19 protein-coding genes and 1 riboswitch are annotated in these 21,832 nt (G+C 61.5%); of the genes, 18 read left to right on the forward strand and 1 reads right to left on the reverse strand.

The features are described 5' to 3' along the window. The first annotated feature begins 153 nt into the window (after window positions 1–153). The 14 genes from P2081_RS02150 (at window position 154) to glpD (ending at window position 14,749) form a co-directional block, all read left to right on the forward strand. Window positions 154–765 carry a YceI family protein gene (locus P2081_RS02150; protein WP_278921217.1) on the forward strand — a complete coding sequence of 204 codons (612 nt, stop codon included), beginning with the start codon at window positions 154–156 and terminating at the stop codon, window positions 763–765. A gap of 83 nt (window positions 766–848) precedes the next feature. Further along, window positions 849–2,078: an MFS transporter gene (locus P2081_RS02155; protein WP_278921218.1), complete on the forward strand. Its 1,230-nt coding sequence runs from the start codon at window positions 849–851 to the stop codon at window positions 2,076–2,078. Between the two features lie 137 nt (window positions 2,079–2,215). Further along, the gene (metG, locus tag P2081_RS02160; protein WP_278921219.1) at window positions 2,216–3,934 is read left to right on the forward strand and encodes a methionine--tRNA ligase; all 1,719 of its coding nucleotides are present in this window, start codon (window positions 2,216–2,218) and stop codon (window positions 3,932–3,934) included. Window positions 3,935–4,459: 525 nt separating this feature from the next. Further along, the gene (hemP, locus tag P2081_RS02165; RefSeq protein ID WP_278921220.1) at window positions 4,460–4,633 is read left to right on the forward strand and encodes a hemin uptake protein HemP; all 174 of its coding nucleotides are present in this window, start codon (window positions 4,460–4,462) and stop codon (window positions 4,631–4,633) included. Then, the gene (locus P2081_RS02170) at window positions 4,630–5,109 is read left to right on the forward strand and encodes a hypothetical protein (protein ID WP_278921221.1); all 480 of its coding nucleotides are present in this window, start codon (window positions 4,630–4,632) and stop codon (window positions 5,107–5,109) included. Before hemP ends, P2081_RS02170 begins: the two co-directional genes overlap by 4 nt. A gap of 47 nt (window positions 5,110–5,156) precedes the next feature. Then, entirely contained in the window at window positions 5,157–6,425 is a 1,269-nt protein-coding gene (locus P2081_RS02175; protein ID WP_278921222.1) for an imelysin family protein, read from the forward strand. A gap of 86 nt (window positions 6,426–6,511) precedes the next feature. Continuing rightward, the gene (locus P2081_RS02180) at window positions 6,512–7,528 is read left to right on the forward strand and encodes a porin (protein WP_278921223.1); all 1,017 of its coding nucleotides are present in this window, start codon (window positions 6,512–6,514) and stop codon (window positions 7,526–7,528) included. Window positions 7,529–7,777: 249 nt separating this feature from the next. Continuing rightward, window positions 7,778–8,071: a (2Fe-2S)-binding protein gene (locus P2081_RS02185; RefSeq protein WP_278921224.1), complete on the forward strand. Its 294-nt coding sequence runs from the start codon at window positions 7,778–7,780 to the stop codon at window positions 8,069–8,071. Next, complete coding sequence (bfr, locus tag P2081_RS02190; protein WP_278921225.1) at window positions 8,019–8,507, forward strand: bacterioferritin; 489 nt, start codon at window positions 8,019–8,021, stop codon at window positions 8,505–8,507. The genes P2081_RS02185 and bfr overlap by 53 nt, the downstream gene beginning before the upstream one ends. Beyond that, entirely contained in the window at window positions 8,464–10,056 is a 1,593-nt protein-coding gene (locus tag P2081_RS02195) for a di-heme oxidoreductase family protein (protein WP_278921226.1), read from the forward strand. The genes bfr and P2081_RS02195 overlap by 44 nt, the downstream gene beginning before the upstream one ends. A gap of 1 nt (window position 10,057) precedes the next feature. Further along, on the forward strand, window positions 10,058–11,062 hold the full coding sequence (locus P2081_RS02200; RefSeq protein ID WP_278921227.1) for an imelysin family protein: 1,005 nt from the start codon (window positions 10,058–10,060) through the stop codon (window positions 11,060–11,062). Window positions 11,063–11,103: 41 nt separating this feature from the next. Next, the gene (locus P2081_RS02205; protein WP_278921228.1) at window positions 11,104–12,189 is read left to right on the forward strand and encodes a DUF1513 domain-containing protein; all 1,086 of its coding nucleotides are present in this window, start codon (window positions 11,104–11,106) and stop codon (window positions 12,187–12,189) included. 171 nt (window positions 12,190–12,360) lie between these two features. Then, a complete protein-coding gene (locus P2081_RS02210) occupies window positions 12,361–13,146 on the forward strand; it encodes a DeoR/GlpR family DNA-binding transcription regulator (RefSeq protein ID WP_278921229.1) in 786 nt (261 codons plus the stop codon). Then, window positions 13,139–14,749: a glycerol-3-phosphate dehydrogenase gene (gene glpD / locus P2081_RS02215; RefSeq protein ID WP_278921230.1), complete on the forward strand. Its 1,611-nt coding sequence runs from the start codon at window positions 13,139–13,141 to the stop codon at window positions 14,747–14,749. Before P2081_RS02210 ends, glpD begins: the two co-directional genes overlap by 8 nt. Window positions 14,750–14,853: 104 nt before the next feature. Here glpD and cobO read toward each other — a convergent pair whose 3' ends face one another. Further along, window positions 14,854–15,489 carry a cob(I)yrinic acid a,c-diamide adenosyltransferase gene (gene cobO, locus P2081_RS02220; protein ID WP_278921231.1) on the reverse strand — a complete coding sequence of 212 codons (636 nt, stop codon included), beginning with the start codon at window positions 15,487–15,489 and terminating at the stop codon, window positions 14,854–14,856. A gap of 50 nt (window positions 15,490–15,539) precedes the next feature. Further along, a riboswitch (cobalamin riboswitch) is annotated at window positions 15,540–15,767 on the forward strand. 94 nt (window positions 15,768–15,861) lie between these two features. On the opposite strand from cobO, the gene P2081_RS02225 reads away from it, so the two are divergent. From P2081_RS02225 to cobG, 4 genes are all read left to right on the forward strand, one after another. Then, window positions 15,862–16,281, forward strand: a complete 420-nt coding sequence (locus tag P2081_RS02225; protein ID WP_278921232.1) for a DUF1636 domain-containing protein — start codon at window positions 15,862–15,864, stop codon at window positions 16,279–16,281. Beyond that, complete coding sequence (cobW, locus tag P2081_RS02230) at window positions 16,278–17,312, forward strand: cobalamin biosynthesis protein CobW (RefSeq protein WP_278921233.1); 1,035 nt, start codon at window positions 16,278–16,280, stop codon at window positions 17,310–17,312. Before P2081_RS02225 ends, cobW begins: the two co-directional genes overlap by 4 nt. Before the next feature lie 89 nt (window positions 17,313–17,401). After that, window positions 17,402–20,647: a cobaltochelatase subunit CobN gene (cobN, locus tag P2081_RS02235; protein ID WP_278921234.1), complete on the forward strand. Its 3,246-nt coding sequence runs from the start codon at window positions 17,402–17,404 to the stop codon at window positions 20,645–20,647. Next, a complete protein-coding gene (gene cobG / locus P2081_RS02240; protein ID WP_278921235.1) occupies window positions 20,644–21,831 on the forward strand; it encodes a precorrin-3B synthase in 1,188 nt (395 codons plus the stop codon). The genes cobN and cobG overlap by 4 nt, the downstream gene beginning before the upstream one ends. The last annotated feature ends 1 nt before the right edge of the window (window position 21,832 follow it).

The raw sequence follows: 21,832 nt of genomic DNA on the forward strand, positions 1-21,832 counted from the left end.
GCTGCATGCGCCGCAAACTATCCAGCCAGAACCGCAGGACCAATAAGCAAGACCAAAAGCAATCCTGTGCGCGCGCTTTTTTTGTGCTAGCATTTTAGTCGGAGACCAGAGTGACCCCTTCACGCCGGACCAAGCAATAGCAGGATCCCTCTCATGCCGTCACGACGCCAGATGCTTCTGGGTCTGCTGGGCCATGCTGGTTACGCAGGTCTTGTCACAACACCTGTGCGCCTTTGGGCCGGCAACAGTGGCTACAGGCTGGATCTGGATGCGACCACCGTTCAGTTTAAATTTCAACTCAATGGCATATGGCAAAGCGGCACCATGCCCATCACCAGCTCAGCGATTGAATTAAACCCAAACCAATTGGCCGCCACCAGAGTTTCTGTGGTGCTGGATGCAACTGCGGCCAAAACCGGGTTCATCATTGCCACCCAGGCCATGACCGGCCCCGAGGTTCTGGATATCGCACGCTATCCGACCATCCACTTTACATCCCGCAAGATCCACCTGGGTGCGAAGGGGCGCCTGTCAGACGGGGCTGAAATCACTGGCGATCTTACACTGCGAGGTATCACAAAGCCGATCACGCTGCAGGCAGCACTGTACCGGCGCGCGGGCAGCGCGATGGATGATCTTAGCCAGTTGGAGTTCCGTCTGACCGGCAGCCTCAGCCGGGCCGCCTATGGGGCCTCGGGTTTTGCCGCGCTGGTCGGGGACAGGGTGCAGCTGGCCATCGATGCCCGTATTATTCGCGATCAGTAAAACGCCACTGCCACCGCGAATGCGACATTTGCGTCGGAAAACCACTTGCCTTCTGTGCCAGTCGCGGCGTTGATGGCCAGATCATGCGTATGATCATTTCCTTTGCCGCCCTTTTCCTGTCAGTCGTGCTGTTGCAATTCGCCACCGGCGGCGTTGGCCCGCTGGATGCGCTATCCGGCTTTGCCCTTGGTTTTGACAAAGAGCAGATTGGCCTGTTGGGGTCGGCGCATTTCCTGGGGTTTTTCATTGGCTGCTGGTGGGCACCACGGCTGCTGGGCACCATTGGCCATTCGCGCACCTTTGCCGTCTGTACCGCGCTGGGGGCTATGGGGCTGCTGGCGCATACGCTGACAAATGATCCCTACGCCTGGGCCGCAATGCGCATTGCCTCCGGGCTCTGTGTCGCGGGCAGCTACACGGTGATCGAAGCCTGGCTGAACGCCAAGGTCACCAATGAAACCCGCGGCCGTGCCATGGGCACCTATCGGCTGGTCGATATGGGCGGCTCACTTGGGGCGCAGCTGCTCATCGCGGTACTGCCGCCGGCCTATTACCTGTCTTACAACCTGCTGGCGCTGCTATGCTGTGCGGCGCTTCTACCGCTGACCCTGACCCGTGCCAGCCAGCCGACGACACCGGGCGCGCCACGCCTGCGGCCCAAGCTGGCCTGGCAATGCTCCCCTTTAGCTGTGGCTGGGGTGACGGTGGCGGCGCTCAGCTCTGCCTCCTTTCGGATGGTGGGGCCGATTTATGGTCAGGAGGTCGGGCTGGAGATCGACCAGATCGCCTTTTTCCTTGCCTCTTTTGTGCTGGGCGGTGCCCTGGCGCAGTATCCGATGGGCTGGCTGGCGGACAAATATGACCGGCGCTGGGTGCTGATCTGGCTCTCGGGGGCGGCGGTGGCCAGCTGCCTGATCACCATGGCCGCCAGCCAGACTGGCACGCTCGGGGTGATGCTGGCTGCCGGGTTCTTTGGCTTGACCACCTTTCCGATTTTTTCGCTCTCTTCGGCACATGCCAATGATTTTGCCACCTCCGAACAGCGCGTCGAGCTGGCCGCAGCCTTGATGTTCTTTTTTGCCCTTGGGGCGATTGCCGCGCCGCTGGTGGCCTCAAGCCTGATCAGCCAGTTTGGCCCTTCGGCGCTGTTTGCCTTTGTCGCCCTGGGCCATGCGCTGCTCATCGCCTTTGGCCTGACCCGGATGCATGCCCGCGCCGCCCCAGACCCGCAAGAACGCACCCGCTATGTCTATGCACCGCGGACCTCTTTCACTATCGGACGCCTGATGAAACGCGCACGGGAGCGCAAATAACCTGCCCCTGCCCCCTATCGTGACAGATCCCTAGCGCCGCTATGGCAGCAAAATTTCCCGCCAATGGCTCAGCCGGGGTTTTCGCGCCGCGCTGCATGGGGTAGACGCAGCTTTGACTTTACACATGGGTAGATGGCATGGCACGCGTTCTGATTACTTCGGCAATTCCCTATATCAATGGGATCAAGCACCTGGGCAATCTGGTTGGCAGTCAGCTTCCGGCTGATCTTTATGCCCGCTACCAGCGCAGCATTGGCAATGAGGTGCTGTTTCTCTGCGCCACGGATGAACATGGCACCCCGGCAGAGCTGGCCGCCGCCAAGGCCGACAAACCGGTTGCGGAATTCTGCGCCGAAATGCACCAGGTCCAGGCTGATATTGCCAAGGGGTTCGGCCTTAGCTTTGACCACTTCGGTCGCTCTTCCAGCCCGCAAAACCATGCCTTGACCCAGCATTTTGCCGGCAAGCTGGCCGAGGCAGGCCTGATCCGCGAAGTTGACGACAGCCAGATCTATTCTCATGCGGATGGCCGATTTCTGCCCGACCGCTACGTTGAAGGCACCTGCCCGAACTGCGGCTTTGAAAAGGCGCGTGGCGATCAGTGCGAAGAATGCACCAAACAGCTGGATCCCACCGATCTGATCAATCCGCGCTCGGCCATTTCAGGATCGACCGATCTGGAGGTCCGCGCGACCAAACATCTGTTCCTGTGCCAATCCCAGATGAAAGACCAGCTGGACGCCTGGATCGACAGCAAAGCCGACTGGCCGATACTGACCACCTCTATCGCCAAGAAATGGCTGCATGATGGCGACGGCCTGCAGGATCGGGGCATCACCCGCGATCTGGACTGGGGCATTCCGGTGAAAAAGGGCACGGAAGACTGGCCCGGCATGGAGGGCAAGGTCTTTTATGTCTGGTTCGACGCCCCCATCGAATATATCGCCGCCGCTGGCGAATGGGCCGAGGCCAATGGCAAAACCGACGCTGACTGGCAGCGCTGGTGGCGCACTGACATGGGTGCCGATGACGTGAAATATGTCCAGTTCATGGGCAAAGACAACGTGCCCTTCCACACTCTGTCCTTCCCGGCGACCATCCTGGGCTCTGGCGAGCCTTGGAAACTGGTCGATCACCTGAAAAGCTTCAACTATCTGAATTATGATGGCGGCCAGTTCTCTACCAGCCAGGGGCGCGGCATCTTCATGGATCAGGCGCTTGAGCTGCTGCCAGCCGACTACTGGCGCTGGTGGCTGCTCAGCCACGCCCCCGAGAGCTCTGATGCTGAATTTACCTGGGAAAACTTCCAGCAGTCCACCAATAAAGATCTGGCCGATGTTCTGGGCAACTTTGTCAGCCGCATCACCAAATTCTGCCGGTCCAAGTTTGGCGAAGCCGTCCCCGAGGGCGGCAGCTATGGCGCAGCAGAGCAGGCACTGATGGAGGATCTGACCAAACGGGTCCGGGCCTACGAGCAGCACATGGAAAACATGGAAGTCCGCAAATCCGCGCAAGAACTGCGTGCCATCTGGGTGGCCGGGAATGAGTATCTGCAAAGCACGGCCCCCTGGTCCACCTTCAAGACCGATCCCGACCAAGCTGCAGCCCAGGTACGCCTTGGGCTCAATCTGATCCGTCTTTATGCCGTGTTGAGCGCCCCTTTCATTCCCACCGCCAGCGCCACCCTGATGCAGGCCCTGAACTGCACCGACGACAGCTGGCCCAGTGACATCGAAACCGCCCTGGCGGCCCTGCCCGCAGGCCATGGCTTTACGGTGCCGGAAAACCTTTTTGCCAAGATCACCGACGAAGAGCGCGAAGACTGGCAGGCCAGGTTCGCCGGCAACCGCGACTGATCCGCTTCCGCGCCACAAATCCCAATCCGGCGGGCCCTCAGGCCCGCCACACCCTGCAAAGCCCGCCTGCCTTCAGGCGGGCTTTTCCTTTTTTCAGCCCCTGCCCCACCGGTGCCCGCCACAGCCGCAAGGCATCCCGCGCCCAGCCCCCTGCAGATATCGCAAGCTGTTCCGCATAGATATATTATTGAGATACTTTTTCCGACAAAAATACTCGGAAAGGGTTTCCTGATTAAAATAATAAGATATAAAAGGCTCAGCCAACCTGACTCGACAGGCCAGCCCACCGCAGCTTCACAACTTAGAAATCGCCGCTATGTCGCCCAAGCCTCTCCAGTCTCGCACGGCCCGAACCCGCCTTACCCCCAAGGCCAGGCCTGATACATATCAGACCACGCCGGGCGCCGACCGCGACCCACTCTCCAGCCCCGAGCTGGCCGAGTTGTCCTTGACCGGGATCGCCCCGGCGGGCGCAAATCTGGAATGGCTCTTGGACAAGGCGGACTTCAACAATGGGCAATCCTTATGAACCAGATGACATCTGATCCGGTGGCAACCACCACCGCCACCCCCGAAGTTTTCCCGACCTATCACGCAGAGGACCTGACGCGCGGCGGCATTCAGGCACGCATTCTGCTCAATGGTCAGATCTACAGCCTGCGCATCACCCGGGCCGGAAAGCTGATCCTGACAAAATGACCCAGCCGCAGACCTCCCTTCGCGGCGGCGCTGCTGTCGGCCTGCTGGCCGATCTCCCCCCGCTAGAGGCGGGGACGGTGCGGTATTTTCGCTATTGGTTCAGCGGCCCATCGGCCCGCGCCGATCTGCAGCAGGCGCTTTGCGACAGCCTTGGCCCCGACAGCGCCCAAAGCGCCTATGACAGCTTTGGCAGGCTTTGTGATTTTTGCGTCACCCATGGCCGCCGTCCGCTGATCCGTCATGGCATGACCTGCTCCTGCCTGGGCGCTGACGAGAATTGTTTTGCCAACCTTGTCGCGGCGGCAACCCAGGGCGAGGCAGCTGATGCCGACCTCCTGGCCGCGCTGCTTGTCCCACCGCAAAAGGCGCAGGCGCTTAGCGCCCTGGCGGCGCAGACAGGCCTGTTATTGCTACATCTCGTCGGCAAGGCCCCGCTACGGCGTCTCTATCGTCCGGGGTCTGCGACCCTGCATTGACCTCCTTTCAACCGACCCACCCCGCAAAACCATCAAGGACTTTATATATGAAATCTCTGTTTCTGACGGGTACCGCTCTGGCAGGTCTTGCCTTTGGCAGCACCTCGGCCCTGGCCGCCGATGCAAGCGGTGTTTTGACCAACTACGCCAATATCGCCCAGGCGAAATACCAAGACAGCCTGTCCACGGCGCAGACCCTGCAGGCCGCCGTCGAGGCCCTGATTGCCGCCCCTTCAGCCGAGGCCCTGACCGCCGCGCGCCAGGCCTGGCTGGCCGCACGCGTGCCCTATCAGCAATCCGAAGTCTTTCGCTTTGGCAATGCCATCGTCGATGAGTGGGAAGGAAAGGTAAACGCCTGGCCGCTGGATGAAGGTCTGATTGACTATACAGATGCCTCTTACGGCGGGGCCACCGACGAAAATGCCCTGGCTGCGCTGAATGTGGTGGCCAACCCGGAGTTTGAACTGTCTGGGAAAACCATCGACACCAGCCAGATCACCCCTGCCCTGCTGGCCGAGACGCTGCACGAAGCAGATGGCGTCGAGGCCAATGTGGCCACTGGCTATCACGCCATCGAATTCCTGCTTTGGGGGCAGGATCTGAACGGCACCAAGCACGGTGCAGGCCAGCGCAGCTGGACCGACTATGCGGCAGGCGACACCTGCACCAATGGCAATTGTGATCGACGTGGTGCCTACCTGAAAGCCGCAACAGATCTGCTGGTCGCTGATCTGGACTGGATGGCGGCGCAGTGGTCCGAAACCGGCGCGGCCCGCAGCACCCTGCTTGCGAATGAAAGTGCCGGCATTTCGTCCATGCTGACTGGCATGGGGTCATTGTCTTATGGCGAACAGGCCGGCGAACGCATGCGGTTGGGCCTGATGCTCAATGATCCGGAAGAAGAGCACGACTGCTTTTCCGACAACACCCACAACAGCCACTATTACGATGGGCTTGGGGTGCAGAACGTCTATCTGGGTGAATATGTGCGGGTGAATGGCGCGCTAGTCTCTGGCCCGTCACTGTCGGATCTGGTCGCCGCAGCCGACCCAGATCTGGACAGCGAAATGCGCCGCAAGCTCTCCACCACCATGCAGGCTCTGGGCCGCATCAAGACCACCGCCGAGGCAGGTTTTTCCTATGATCAGATGCTGGAACAGGGCAATGCCGCTGGCGAAGCCCTTGTCATGGGTGGCGTCAATGGCCTGGTCGATCAGACACGATCAATTGAACGCGTGGTAAAGGTTCTCAACCTGGATGGCCTGGCCTTCGAAGGCTCTGACAGCTTGGATAACCCCAATGCGGTTTTCCAGTAATCCTCTGTAATATTACACAAACATAAAAGGGGGCAGCCAGCTCTTCTGCCCGCCCGCCCCCTTTTCAAGCAAAGAAATCTCCTGAAATGACACGAAATACATCTGCCGCGCTGGCCTTCGGCGCACCCCTGCTGCTGTGCGCCAATGTGGCCCTGGCGGACCAAGGCTTCTCTTGGGAAGGCGAAATCGAAATCGGCAACGAACAGGTTGTCTCTTCTGATGTTGCAGGGAATGAAATCCGCAACACCTATGCCATCATCACCGCCACCGGCACCTATACATTTGGGTCTGGCGTTTCGATCTTTTCCACCCTCACCGCCGAGAGCGTGACAGACCCGACCGCAGATCGCAGCTTTGACGATATGGGCCTCTATGTTGAAAAGCTCGGCCTTAGCTTTGGCCTGGGTCAGGCCACCACGGTGACGCTTGGTAAACTGCACCCGGTCTTTGGCACCGCCTGGGACGATGCGGCTGGCTTCTTTGGTGGCACCCTGGCCGAAGACTATGAACTGGCAGAGCAGATCGGCGTATTGGCCGATGTGGAACTGAACGGTGCAGGCACCCTGTCCTTTGGTGTCTTTTTCGCCGATGACACGGGGCTAAGCCGATCCTGGGGCACAGATCGGGGCCGCAACAGATCCGACACCGGCGGTGCGGGCAATACCGGAACCCTGGACAATTTTGCCATTCAATGGGCGCATGAGGTCGACGGAACCCGGTTCCACATCGGCGCGCGCCACCTAAGCGCCAGCGCGGGTGACGTGGATGATGAACAGGGCCTGGTGGCCGGTCTTGGCCACAGCTTCCAGGGCGGTTTTGATCTCTATGCCGAATTTGCCAGCTTCGACAACTTTGGCGGCGGTGCGGATGATGCAGGTTTTGCAACCTTGAACGCGGCCTATGCCATTGGCGATCTGACCCTTTCGGGCACACTGTCGCAACGGGATCTTGACGCAGGCGGCAAGACGGATCTGCACTCACTCGCGGCTGAGTACGAATTCCAGAACGGCATGACCCTCGGCGGCGCGCTGGCCTATCAGGACGACAGCGGCATCAAGGACACCATCCTTGGCCTCAATCTGGTGGTTCCATTGGGCAGCTAACCCCAACAAACCAGGCCTGACTGGCTGGCTATCCTGTCCTCAGGGCCAGCCAGTCAGTTTATGGCGTATTGGGCCAGAAGCCGCGCGTAAAACAAGCCAAAACCGCAAGAAAAGAGCACGTTTTTACAAGGCGATATCGACGAAAACCCGTGCCTTACTAAAACCATAAGAATTTCACCCTTGAAAACCTATTCTTTTTGTCAGATATTCAAGCCACCCCCCCACGAGACATATCCTTGGGACCTCCGCATGATTATCTGCCACTGCACCTCTATCTCTGATCATGATATCCACGCCGCCATCGACTGGATGCGCAGCGCCGACCCAGAGACCATCATCACCCCTGGAAAAATTTACCATGCCCTTGGGAAAACCGCTGATTGTGGCGGGTGCATGCCACTCTTCCTCGACACCATGCGTAGCAATGATAAGGTGACCGTACCGGCGCAATTACAGAACCTGCGCCGCCGCACAAATCAGGAGATCACCTATGAAGGGCGACCCCAAAGTCATCGACTACCTCAACAAAGCGCTGCGACATGAGCTGACAGCCGTCAGCCAGTACTGGCTCCACTATCGCCTGCAGGACGATTGGGGCCTTGGCAGCATGGCCAAGAAAAGCCGCGAGGAAAGCATCGAAGAGATGCAGCATGCGGATGATCTGATCGAACGTATTTTGTTCCTCGGCGGTCATCCAAACCTGCAAAAGCTGGATCCGCTGCGCATTGGCCAGACGCCCAAGGAAACGCTGGAATGTGACCTGGCGGCGGAAGAAAGTGCCCGCGCACTCTACAAAGAGGCCCGCGAAATCTGCAACCAGGCGGGTGATTACGTCACCATGAAACTGTTTGAAACATTGATGGCAGACGAAGAAGGCCATATCGACTTCCTCGAAACCCAGCTAGACCTGCACGACCGGATTGGCGCCGAAAACTATGCACAGCTCAACGCCACCAAAATGGAAGCGGTCGAAGAGTAATCTTTTGGTGGCTACCGCTCTGGTGGTTGCCACCTCCCTTGCCGGTCTTGCCCCTGCATGCGCTGGGGAACCCACCTTTGAACTCTCCTCGATCCCCCTGTCGGATCCGCATCTGAACAGCCTGCCCCGCAGCGCGGTAGAACAGGCGCGTATCGCAGCCGTCACCGCGCCGACACAGAATTTCACCGCTCCCGAAGCCTTTGAAGCCCGTCCCGTCGGCAGCGCTACCGTGCCCGCGCGCGGCGACACCACCGCCTTTTCGCAGCATGGTGCCAATCTCTCTTTTGAACAGGAACTGGCCTTCAAGCTGGGCAATGGATTGTTCAAGAAAATCTGGGTGTTTTCCCCGGCCTCGACGCTTGCGTCAGATGGGTTGGGGCCACTGTATAACGCGCGATCCTGTCAGCGCTGCCATATCAAGGACGGGCGCGGCCAGGTGCCGACAGACCCGGATTACCGCGCCGCCTCGATGTTTTTGCGCGTCTCAATTCCTGCGCCACCACCTGCGCAGATGCGCGCCGTGCGCGACTATATTGGCACTGCGCCAGACCCGAACTATGGCGGCCAGCTGCAGGATTTTTCCCGCCCCGGAGTACCCTCGGAATACCGCCTGCAGGTCAGCTACACCCCGCAAACCCTGGCCCTGAGCGGCGGCGAAAGCGTCACCCTGCGCCGTCCAACCTACACCGCCGCTGCGCTGGGGTATGGGCCGCTCCACCCCGATGCGATGCTATCGCCCCGGCTGGCGCCGCCGATGATCGGCCTTGGCTTGATCGAGGCAATTTCAACCGCTGATATCCTGGCCAATGTGGATGAACTCGACGCCGATGGCGACGGTATATCCGGGCGGGCCAACCTGGCATGGTCGGCTGAATACGACCAGATCATGCTGGGGCGATTTGGCCACAAGGCCGGGATGCCCACGCTGCATCAGCAGTCGGCAGCGGCCTTTTCCGGCGATATCGGCATTTCGACGCCGCTGTTTGACGCAGCTGCGGGCGATTGCACTGCCGCCCAGACAGGCTGCCTTGCGGCGCCGCATGGCGACGGTGATATACGCGGCACCGAAATCGACCAGGCCAATATGGATCTCGTGACCTTTTACGCCCGCAACCTTGCCGTGCCTGCCCGGCGCGATCTGGACGACCCGCAGGTGTTGCGCGGCAAGGCCCTGTTCTATGGCAGCGGCTGCACCGGTTGCCATCAGCCCAAATTTGTCACACAGCGGCTGACAGACCGGCCGGAAAACAGCTTTCAGCTGATCTGGCCCTATAGCGACTTCCTGCTGCATGACATGGGCCCGGATCTGGCCGACAATCGCCCCGAGGGCCGCGCGACGGGCCGGGAATGGCGCACGCCGCCGCTCTGGGGGATTGGCCTGACGCGACAGGTCAACGCCGATGCCACCTACCTGCATGACGGGCGCGCCCGCAGCTTGCTGGAAGCCGTGCTCTGGCATGGCGGCGAGGCAGAGCCCGCGCGCAACCGTGTCATCGCCCTTGCCCCAGCGGATCGCGCTGCCCTTCTTCGTTTCTTGGAAAGTCTTTGATGTGAAACACCTCCTTTTTGCCGTCGCCGCCATTGCCTGCCTTGCGCCGCCTGCGCTGCGGGCGGATGTTGTGGATGAGGTTCTCGACGATCAGATCCTGCCTGGGATGCAGGCCCTGGTCGATAGCAGCGCGTATCTGGCCCAGACCGCGCAGACCCATTGCACCCCCGAGGGGGGCAAACTGCGGGACGCCTATGATCAAGCCTTTGATGACTGGATCCAGGTCAGTCACCTGCGCTTTGGCCCCAGCGAGACCAAAAACCGCGCCTTTGCCCTGGCCTTTTGGCCCGACAGCCGCGGCAAGATCCCCAAAACCCTGGCAAAACACCTGCAAGCAGCGGATCCCGCCCTGCTGGAGCCGAACACCTTTGCGCAGTCTTCAATCGCCGGGCGCGGGTTTTATGCGCTGGAGTTCCTCTATTTTGATCCCAAAGCAGCCAGCGCCCCCGCGGCCGCTTATCGCTGCACGCTGGCCGCCGTCATGGCCCAGGACATCGCCACAACCGCCAGAGCGATCCAGCAGGACTGGCAGAACAGTTATGCCGCGCAGATGCGCAATGCCACCGGGCGCTATCAGGACGAAGCAGAGGTCAAGCAAGAGCTGTTCAAATCGCTGAACACAGGGCTGCAAATGCTGGCGGACATGCGGCTGGGACGGCCGCTCGGACGGTTTGATGCCCCGCGCCCAAAACGGGCCGAGGCCTGGCGCTCTGGTCGCAGCCAGCACCATATCGTGCTGGCCCTGCAAGCACTCCACCCGCTGGCCACTGCCCTGGCAGATGGCGATGCCGCCCTGATCGCCCGCCTTGACGCCGCCTTTGAAAGGCCGACCCTACGCGCGCTGCGACTTGAGGACCCCATCCTTGCAGGTGTTGCGGACCCCGCAAAACGCATCCACATCGAGGCCCTGCAGCAAGAGATCAATGACCTGCGCACCCTGATCGCCAGTGATCTCGGCCCGGCGCTTGGGGTCTTGGCGGGCTTCAACTCATTGGATGGCGACTAGGTTCCGGCCCCACTCATCCTGTGTCAGACAAGGAGCAGCAGATGACGACACGACGTGGCTTTCTCGCCGGGCTGTTGGCGACAGGCCTTGCCCCTAGCCCCAGTTGGGCTGATCTTGGCGGCCCTGCCTTTCTGGCCGCCGCCAAAACCCCGCAGGGCGGCTATCTGCTCGCGGGGCTCTCTGATCAGGGGGCGATCCGTTTTACCTGCCCCCTGCCCGGCCGGGGCCATGCCGCAGCCGCCCACCCGCAACGCCCCGAAGCCGTGGCCTTTGCCCGCCGTCCCGGACGATTTGCCGATGTGATCGACTGCCGGACCGGCGCGCGCCTTGCCCGGCTAGAGCCCCCAAAGGGACACCATTTCTATGGGCATGGCGTCTTTAGCCCCGATGGCAGCCGATTATACACGACCGAAAATGACTTTGAAAATGGCCGCGGCGTCATCGGCGTCTGGAAGGTCGCGCGGGGCTATCAGCGCAGCGCCAGCTTTAGCTCTGGAGGGATCGGCCCCCACGACATGCTGCTGCGCCACCACGAGGCGGGCCAGCAGATCGTTGTGGCCAATGGCGGCATTGAAACCCACCCAGACAGTGGCCGCGCCAAGCTGAACCTGCCGCAGATGCGGCCCAATCTCAGCCTGCTGTCGCTGGACGGCGATGTGCAGGATGTGATGGAGCTGGCCCCGGACCTGCGCCTGAACTCGATCCGTCACCTTGCGCTCTCGGCTGATGGGGGGGTGGGGTTTGCAATGCAGTGGCAGGGGGATCTGGGCGCCGACCTACCGATTGTTGGCCTTTACCACCCGGATACGCCCCCCCGGCTGATGGGGGAAGATGATCCCCGTTTGCGGCATCTGCAGGGATATGGTGGTTCAGTCGCCTTTACACCGGATGGGCGCAAGATCGCGGTCAGCTCTCCGCGTGGCGGGCTGGTACAGGTGATGCAGATTGAAAGCGCCGAAATCATTCAGGAAATCCCGCTTGCGGATGTCTGTGGCCTGGCGACAACCGCAAGCGGGTTGATGGCCAGCACCGGGCTTGGCCAGGTTCTGACGCTGGATGGCCCCACAGTCACCCACCAGCAGAGCCATGATCTAGCCTGGGACAACCACCTTATTCGGCTAGGATAATCTGGCAGGTTTATTCCCGGGCTGATGTTGGGACAAAGCTACAATCCATGGCGAGGCGCGGTCTTTGATCGCGCCTTTTTCTTTTCCCGCCCCCAGATGCGAAAGCAAAACGAAAACAAATGATGACTCTCGAAATAAGATAGGCTAAATCCCACATCAAAAGGAAAGCCAATGGATGCAGCGACTCGTCACTCTCACATTCTGGATCTGCTGAACGCCCAGGAACGGGTCGAGGTGGAGGATCTGTCGCGCCGTTTTGCGGTCTCGTTGCAAACCATCCGCACGGATCTGCGCGATCTTTCCGCGCGGGGCGCGTTGTCGCGTGTCCATGGCGGCGCAGTGCGCATCAGCTCTGCTGCCAACCGCGCCTATGCCGATCGGCGCAAACAAAACGCCAGCGCCAAGCAGGCCATGGCCGCCGTTCTGGCAGATCTGATCCCCGATCGCTGCTCTGTCGCGCTGAATATCGGCACCTCAACCGAACAAGCTGCACGGGCGCTCAGCAGTCACCGGGGGCTGACTGTTCTTTCCAATAATATAAATATTATCAATCTTATGATTGGCGGAGAGTCCAAGGAGCTGGTTCTGGTCGGTGGCACTGTGCGGCAAAGCGATGGCGCAATCATTGGCGAGGATGCAGTCAAGTTCATCTCGCGATACAAAGTGGATTATGCCATCATCGGCGCCTCGGCGCTGGATGCGGATGGCGCCGTCCTGGACCATGACGCCAACGAGGTTTCTGTCGCCCGCGCCCTGTTGAAGAATGCGCGCAACAAGATCCTTCTCTGTGATGGCAGCAAATTCGCTCTCTCTGCACCGGTGCGAATCTGCGACCTGACAGACCTGGATATCGTGATCACCGACCAATTGCCCCCTGCCCAATTTTGCGATGTCGCCCGCGCCGCTGGCACCCGCATCCTGACCACTGCCACAAACGAAAGCCCCGAAAATGTCTGACACCAAGATCACCGATCTCTTTATCATTGGCGGCGGTATCAATGGCTGCGGCATCGCCCGTGACGCCGCCGGGCGCGGCCTTTCCGTCACGCTGGCCGAGATGAACGACCTGGCTTCGGCCACGTCTTCGGCCTCGACCAAGCTGTTTCATGGCGGGCTGCGCTATCTTGAATACTTCGAATTCAGACTGGTGCGCGAGGCCCTGATCGAACGCGAGGTACTGTTGAAAGCGATGCCGCATATTTCCTGGCCAATGCGCTTTGTGCTGCCCTTCCACAAGGATATGCGGTTCGACAATGACACGCCGACGTCTAAACTGCTGACCACCTTCATGCCCTGGATGAAGGGGCGGCGCCCTGCCTGGCTGATCCGTCTGGGGCTGTTTTTGTACGATTCCCTTGGCAAGCGTGGCATCCTGCCCGGCACCAGCACGGTGGATCTGACCACCGATGTGGCGGGCCGCCCGCTGAAGTCGAAATTCAAAAAGGCCTTTGAATATTCCGATTGCTGGGTCGAAGACGCCCGGCTGGTGGTGCTGAACGCCCGCGACGCGCAGGCCCGTGGCGCCAATATCATGACCCGCACCGAAGTCTTGCACGCAGAGCGCCGCGCCGATCACTGGGTCATCGCTGTCAAGGATCACGCCAGCGGCGAAACGGCAGAGCATCACGCCAAGATGCTGGTCAATGCAGGCGGGCCATGGGTGGCGGATCTGCTGCGCCAGACACTGGGGCAAAACAGCCGCGAAACCGTGCGTCTGGTGCGCGGCAGCCATATCGTGGTGCCAAAACTGTTTGACCACGGTCGCTGCTATTTCTTTCAGGGGACCGATGGCCGGATTATCTTTGCCATCCCCTATGAAGAAGACTTCACCCTGATCGGCACCACCGATGCAGATCACCCTGATCCCGGAACCGCGCCGGAATGCACGCCAGAAGAACAGGACTATCTGGTGAATTTTGCGTCGCAGTATTTTGCAAAGCCGCTCAGCCGCGATGATGTGATCTGGACCTATTCCGGGGTGCGCCCACTCTATGATGATGGCGCCAGTTCGGCCACCGCAGCGACGCGCGAATATGTGCTGACGCTGGATCAAACCCAGGCGCCGCTGCTGAATGTCTTTGGCGGCAAGATCACCACCTATCGCAAGCTGGCGGAATCCGCCCTGGCCAAGATTGGCGAGGCCCTGCCAGGCCTTTCAGGCAACTGGACCGCTGGCGTGCCGATGCCAGGAGGCGACTTTCCGGTGGAAGATGTCGCCAAGCTGACGGCCAAACTGGCCAGCGACTATCCGTTCCTCAGCGCCTATGCCACGCGCCGTCTGATCCGTGCCTACGGGCTGGAAGCCTGGGAGGTTCTGGGAGATGCAAAAGCACCAGAAGATCTGGGGCAGGATTTTGACGCAACCATCACTGCACGCGAGCTGGACTGGGTAATCAGGAACGAATGGGTGCGCACAGGCGAAGACTTCCTGCTGCGCCGCACCAAGCTGAACCTGCGGCTTGATGCAGCCCAGCGTGCGGCTGTGGATGCGTATATTCGAAACAATCCCGCCCTTCTGTCAGCTGCAGAAAACCGGGCTGCGTCGGTGGCTCAGACGTGACCCAGATATAATCTGGGCCTGATCCGTTTTTTTGGGGATGCACAAGTCCGCCTGCGCGGCGGGCAAGGCACTGCCCGCCTTTTCGACCGCGCAGCGCCTTTCTCTTAAAATTCCACGCCTTTTTGCGCCTTAATACCGGCACGAAAGGGGTGCTTGACCTGCCCCATCTCGGTGACAAGATCGGCGATCTCGATCAGCTCTTCTTTGGCGTTGCGGCCGGTCAGCACCACATGGGTCATCGGCGGCTTTTCCTCCACCAGGAATTCCAGCACTTCGTCCAGATCCAGGTAATCATAGCGCAGCGCGATGTTGATCTCGTCCAAGAGCACCATGGTGTTGCGCTCATCCCGAATCATCTCTTTGGCTTTTTCCCAGCCATTTTGCGCCGCAGCGATATCGCGCGCCTTATCCTGTGTTTCCCAGGTAAAGCCTTCGCCCATCGCATAAAACTGGCACAGATCGCTGAAGTTTTCCTCAATCAGGCTACGCTCGCCGGTCTGCCAGGCGCCTTTGATGAACTGCACCACAGCCGAGGGCATGCCATGGGCGATACACCGCATGATCATCCCGAATCCCGAGCTGGACTTGCCCTTGCCCGGGCCAGTGTGGACGATGATCAGCCCCTTTTCGCCATCCTTGTTTTTCATCATGCGATCGCGGGCGGCCTTTTTCTTGGCCATCTTTGAGGCATGCCGTGCCGCTTCCTCTTCTGAAACGCCGGTTTCGGACTTCTCGCTCACTGGGGTCACTCCTGCTGTTTGTGCAAGTCTTGACAAGGAAGCCCCCAATAGCGCAAGGGGTTTTCGTTGGTTCCTGCAAATTGCAGGCGAAGAGGGAATGTGACAGGCAGGTGCCCCCCCTTGGCATCAGTCTCAAGCACAGCCGCCCCCGCGACCGTGACCGGAGAGGTCTCTGATGCCACTGGTGCCCAGCGCCGGGAAGGCAAGAGAGCCGCAGACAGGCCCCAGGCCTGTTGAAATCCGCAAGCCGGGAGACCTGCCAACGCATGAGACAACGGGCGAACGGGGTGTGTCGCAACTGGTTGTGGGAGCGCACCTCTGCCCTCCCCCTGCTGGCATTGCCCCTTGGCCCCACAATGGATGTGCGCGCTGATGGCAGACGATATGGCGGACCCCACCGCCCCAAATACCGCAGAGGTCACCCTGACGATCTGCACCACCTGCAAACGCGAAGGTGTTGACCCCGAGTCCACACGCCCCGGCACCCTGCTGCTGTCGGCCCTCTCCGAGGCGACATTGCCAGACGGGGTCACGGTGCGGGGTGTTGAATGCCTGTCCGCCTGCAAACGTGGCTGCGCCATGGTGCTGACCGGTGGCGATACCCGCTGGAGCTACATCTACGGCGACCTAGATCCCGAAGCCCATGTCGACGACATTCTGGCCGGGGCTGCCGCCTATGCTGCCACGACCGATGGGCTGGTGCCCTGGCGCGAACGCCCACAGGTATTTCGCAAGCAATCCATCGCCCGCATTCCCCCGATCACATTCCCCTGCAAGGACGAAACCCCATGAGCGATCTCAACAAAATTCCTGTCACCGTCATCACTGGTTTCCTCGGTGCGGGCAAGACCACGCTGATCCGCCACCTGATGCAAAACCCCCAGGGCAAGCGCCTGGCGGTTCTGGTCAATGAATTTGGCACCGCAGGCGTCGATGGCGATATCCTGAAATCCTGCGCCGATGAAAACTGCCCTGAAAACAACATTGTGGAGCTGGCAAACGGCTGTATCTGCTGCACCGTAGCGGATGATTTCATCCCCACCATCGAGGCCCTGATGGCCCTGCCAGAGGCCCCCGAACATATCCTGATCGAGACCTCAGGCCTGGCCCTGCCCAAGCCGCTGCTCAAGGCCTTTGACTGGCCGGCCATCCGATCGCGCATCACCGTTGATGGCGTCATTGCCCTAGCCGACGCCGAAGCCGTGGCCGCAGGGCAGTTTGCCCCCGATCTCGCCGCCGTCGAGGCCCAGCGCGCTGCCGACGATAGCCTGGATCACGAAACGCCGCTGTCGGAAGTGTTTGAGGATCAGATCGCTTGCGCCGATATCGTGCTCTTGTCCAAGGCCGATCTGGCGGGCGAGGCCGGACTGGAACAGGCCCGCAAGGTGATCGAGGCCGAAGCCCCGCGCCAGCTGCCGATCCTCCCCATGAGCGAGGGCGTGATTGATCCGCGCATCATTCTGGGGCTGAATGCAGCCGCCGAAGACGATCTGGAGGCACGCCCCAGCCATCACGATGGCCACCACGACCACGAACATGACGATTTTGAAAGCATAGTTGTCGAAATGGGCGAAGTTTCTGACCCGGAAGCGCTGCAAAATGCCATTGTGAATCTGGCTCGGACTCGCAATATCCTGCGGGTCAAAGGCTATGTTGCAGTAAAGGGCAAGCCAATGCGCATGTTGGTACAGGCCGTTGGCGAACGTCTGCGGGCACAATATGATCAGCCCTGGGGCGATGCACCGCGTCGCACCCAGTTGGTGGTCATTGCCGAACATGACAATATCGACGGGGCCGCCATCCGGGCAGACCTGGGCGCCTAGGCCACTGGCAAAGACAAAGCAAACGCGGGTGCCGCATTCCGGCTGCAAGGCCAGGCGGCACCCTAAACACTCTGCAAGAGGCCTCACCAATGCACGTCGTTTTTCGTGAAAGCCACGGGTTGGATCAAACCGACACGCCACAGGATCTGGGGCAATCGCCCGCAGATTTGGTGGTGCTGTCCTTTTCCGACAGCGACCTTGGGGCCTTTGCGGCAGGCTGGCATCGCGCCGATGGCAAACTACCCAGCCTGCGGCTGGCCAATCTGGTGGCGCTGAAACACCCGCTGTCAGTCGACACCTATGCCGAACAGACACTCGCCGGGGCCAAGGGGGTGCTGGTGCGGCTGATTGGCGGCGAAAGCTATTGGCCCTATGGGCTGGCCACCCTGCAGGATCTGGCCCGCCGCCGCGGCATCGCCCTGGCAATCCTGCCTGCCGATGGCCGTGAAGATCCTCGGCTGGACGATCTGTCGACCCTACCAGCCTCGACCCTGCGGCGGCTGCAGGCGCTTTGTGATGCGGGCGGTGCGGTAGCGGCGCAGGCGGCGCTGGCGCAGCTCTCGCTGGCGGCGGGACTATATGCCGGGCCAGTTCTGGGGTTGAAATCCACCCCGCAGCACGGCTTCTATGATCCTGATCTGGGGGTGATTTCGCCCCCCGATATGCAGAATAAACCTTTGGTTCTGATCAGTTTCTACCGCTCTTACCTGACTGCCGCCGATACCGCCCCGGTGGATGCCTTGATTGCTGAACTGCGCGCCCGTGGCTACGCTGCCTACGGCGTGTTTGCCGCCAGCTTGAAATCCACCCAGACCGCCGCCTGGCTGCGCGAGACCCTGCCGGTGCTGAAGCCAGCCGCTATTGTCAACGCCACCGCCTTTTCGGCCCAGGGCAGTGATGGCAGCGCCTCGCCGCTGAATGCCACTGGCTGCCCGGTGTTTCAGGTGGCGCTGTCCACCGCCCGCAAAAAGGATTGGGCCGAAGCGGCGCGCGGGCTCTCGCCTGCGGATCTGGCGATGCATGTCGTTCTGCCCGAAGTAGACGGTCGTATCCTGGCAGGGGTTGTCAGTTTCAAATCCCCCGGCAAGCAGGATCCGGACCTTCAGTATTCCCGCTTTGCCCACCGCCCCGTTGCTGATCGCATCGCGGCGGTTGTCGACCGGGTCGAAGGCTGGCTGCGTCTTGCAGCCCAGCCCAATGCGGCCAAGCGCCCGGCGCTGATCCTATCGACCTATCCCGGCAAGGCCCACAATCTGGCCCATGCGGTGGGGCTGGATGCACTGGCCTCCTGTGAGGAAATCCTGGCAGGATTGGCCAAGCAGGGCTATGATACCGCGCCGCAGGGGGATCTTGGCCTGCGGCTGGACAGCGCCGCTCTGCGCTTTTCGCTGCAGGAATATACCGCCGCGCTGGCCAGCCTGCCGCAGGTGCTACAACAGGACCTGGCCGCCGCCTGGGGGGCGCCGCAGCAGGATCCCGACTGCAGGGATGGCGCGTTTCACTTCAAGGCGCTGCAGGCGGGCAAGGCGCTGATCGCCCTGCAACCGGAACGTGGCGAGGTACAGACCCGCGTTGACGACTACCATGATCTGGAACGCACGCCGCGCCATGCCTATGTCGCCTTTTATCTCTGGCTGCGCCAGCACAGCGATGCGCTGGTCCATATCGGTGCCCATGGCACCCTCGAATGGCTGCCCGGCAAATCCGTTGCACTCTCGGCGGCCTGCTGGCCCGAAGCGCTGACCGGCGCGCTGCCCGTAGTCTATCCCTTTATCGTCAACGACCCTGGCGAGGCCGCCCAGGCCAAGCGCCGCATTGGTGCCGTAACCCTGGGCCATGTGCCGCCGCCCCTGGCCCAGACCACCCTGCCCGAGGGTATGGCGCGGCTGGAAAACCTGCTGGATGAATATTCCACCGCCGATGGGCTGGACCCGGCACGGCGCGACCGTCTGCTGGAGGATATCCGCGCTGAGGCCCAGGGCACTGGCGTCGAGGCAGATCTCGGCCTCACCCCTGAAACCTCTGCGGCAGAGGCCATCACCCGGATCGATGCCTTTGTCTGCGACATCAAGGAAAGCCAGTATGGCGAGGGGCTGCACATCTTTGGCACCGGCGATTGCGGCGCGGCGGAACATGCCGGGCTGATCGCTGCGCTGAATGGGCAGTTGGTGCCTCCCGGCCCGTCTGGCTCTCCGTTTCGCGGCCGTTCAGACGTACTGCCCACCGGGCGCAACCTCTTTACCACCGACCCGCGCGCGGTGCCGTCACGGGCGGCGCAGGTGCAGGGGGTCAAACTGGCGGAAGAGTTGCTGCGCCGCCACCTGCAGGACCAGGGCGACTGGCCACAGGGGCTGGTGATTGATCTCTGGGGCTCTGCCACCATGCGCACCGCCGGCGAGGAATTTGCCATGGCGCTGCATCTGGCCGGACTGGCGCCCAAATGGGATAAGGATTCGGAACGGGTCTCCGGCTTTGAAGTCCTGCCCCTCTCCATGTTGGGACGCCCCCGCATTGATGTCACCCTGCGGGTCTCCGGCCTGTTCCGCGATATCTTTCCCGGCCTGGCCCAGATGTTCGAAGCCGCCGCCGGGGCGCTGGCGGGGCGCGACGAAGACCCCTCCGACAATCCTTACCTGGCACAGGGCCCACGGGTGTTTGGCCCCAAACCCGGCCTCTACGGCCTGTCCATGGGGCCACATATCGACAGCTACAGCGACGATGCACGCGCAGCGGCGGGCGAGGCCTGGATCACCGCCTCGTCACATGCCATTGATGCCCAGGGCGATATATCAGAGGCCCGCAGCGCCCTGGAGGCCCGCCTGAAGGGTGCCGACAGCTTTGTTCACCTGCAGGATCTGCCCGAAACGGACCTGTTGATTGCCGAAGACTACGCCGCCCATGAGGCAGGCTTTGCCGCTGCCATGGCCCGCATCGGCGCCCCAGCACCTGCGCTTTACCATCTGGATGCCACCCGGCCGGACCGTCCGCAGGCCCGTTCGCTGGGCGAAGAGATCGCCCGCGTCACCCGAGCCCGCGCCAGCAATCCCGATTGGGCCAGCGCGATGATGCAACACGGTTTTCGTGGTGGGGCAGAGATTGCGGCCACGCTGGATCATATGGCGGCCTTTGCCCATCTGGCCCAGGTGGTGCCGCCGCATCTGTTTGATCTCTACTTCGAGGCCACCCTGGGGCGCGAAGATCTTGTCGCCTTTCTCGAACAGGAAAATCCCAAAGCCCTGGCGGCAATGCGCGACCGCTTTCGCGCCCTAGCAGCGGCTGATCTGTGGACCACCCGGCGCAATTCCATCATGGCCCTGCTGGAGGACACCGCGTGACCAAAGCCCCTGGCCCTGCTGCCGCTTCTGAGCCAAAGGTCTATGGCTGGTGCCCGGGCGCCCTGCATCCAATGATGTCGGGCGACGGGCTGGTCCTGCGCATCCGGGCACCGCAGGGGCGGCTCAGCCAGGATCAAGCGCGCGCCATTGCCAGCCTGTCTGAACGCTTTGGCAATGGTCTTATCGACCTCTCGGCGCGGGCCAACCTGCAACTGCGCGGCATCACTGCCGACAGCTATCCTGCCTTGATTGCCGCCCTGCAGGACCTCGGTCTGGTGGATCATGACAGCGCCGCCGAGGCCCGCCGCAACGTGACATTGACCCCCCTGTGGCAGCCCGAGGACATCAGTCACCGTATCGCCACCCAGCTTGAACAGGCGCTCCGCGATGCCCAGGATCTCTCGCTGCCCGGAAAATTCGGCTTCGTGGTCGATGCGGGAGAGAGCCCACGGCTACGCGACTGCGCCGGCGATATTCGCATTGAGGCAAGCGGTGCCGAGCTTTTGCTTCTGGCTGATGGCGCAGACTATGGCAAAGTGGTTTCCGCCAAGACCGCCGCCAAGGCAGCACTCGATCTGGCGCGATGGTTCTTGCAACAGGGCGGCGCGCCCGAGGGGCGTGGCAGAATGCAGCCGCTCATAGCGCGCCGCGGGCCACCCACGTCACATATCACGCCCCGTCGCACCAGCACCCCGTCGCCAATGATCGGACATTGCGCCATTGGCCAATTGGTCGGGCTTGAGTTCGGCCAAATCACCGCTCAAGCCCTCGCGACCCTGGCAGAGCAAGGCGCCCTGCGCCTGACCCCTTGGCGCATGCTGCTGGTAGAAGGCGCGCGCGACCTGACCGCCCGCCACCTGCCCGGCCTGATCCTTGACGCCCGCGATCCGCGCCTGCGGGTGAGCGCCTGCACCGGCGCGCCCGGTTGCCTGCAGGCGCTTTCGGCCACCCGCGATCTGGCCCGCGATCTGGCCCGCTTCGTACCAGAAGGGCAGCTGCTGCATGTCTCGGGCTGTGCCAAGGGCTGTGCCCATCCCGGCCCGGCGCCACTGGTATTGACCGCAACCGCCCCCGACACATTTACTCTGATCCACCATGGCAAGGCCGGGGATCAACCGCTAAGAGTCTCCCTAAGGGCCGGCGCCTTGCGCGCCGCGCCACAAATCCTGACAGAGGGCAGCTGAC

The organism is Pseudophaeobacter profundi (assembly GCF_029697505.1).
In the GTDB taxonomy this organism is placed as follows: Bacteria; Pseudomonadota; Alphaproteobacteria; order Rhodobacterales; family Rhodobacteraceae; genus Pseudophaeobacter; species Pseudophaeobacter profundi.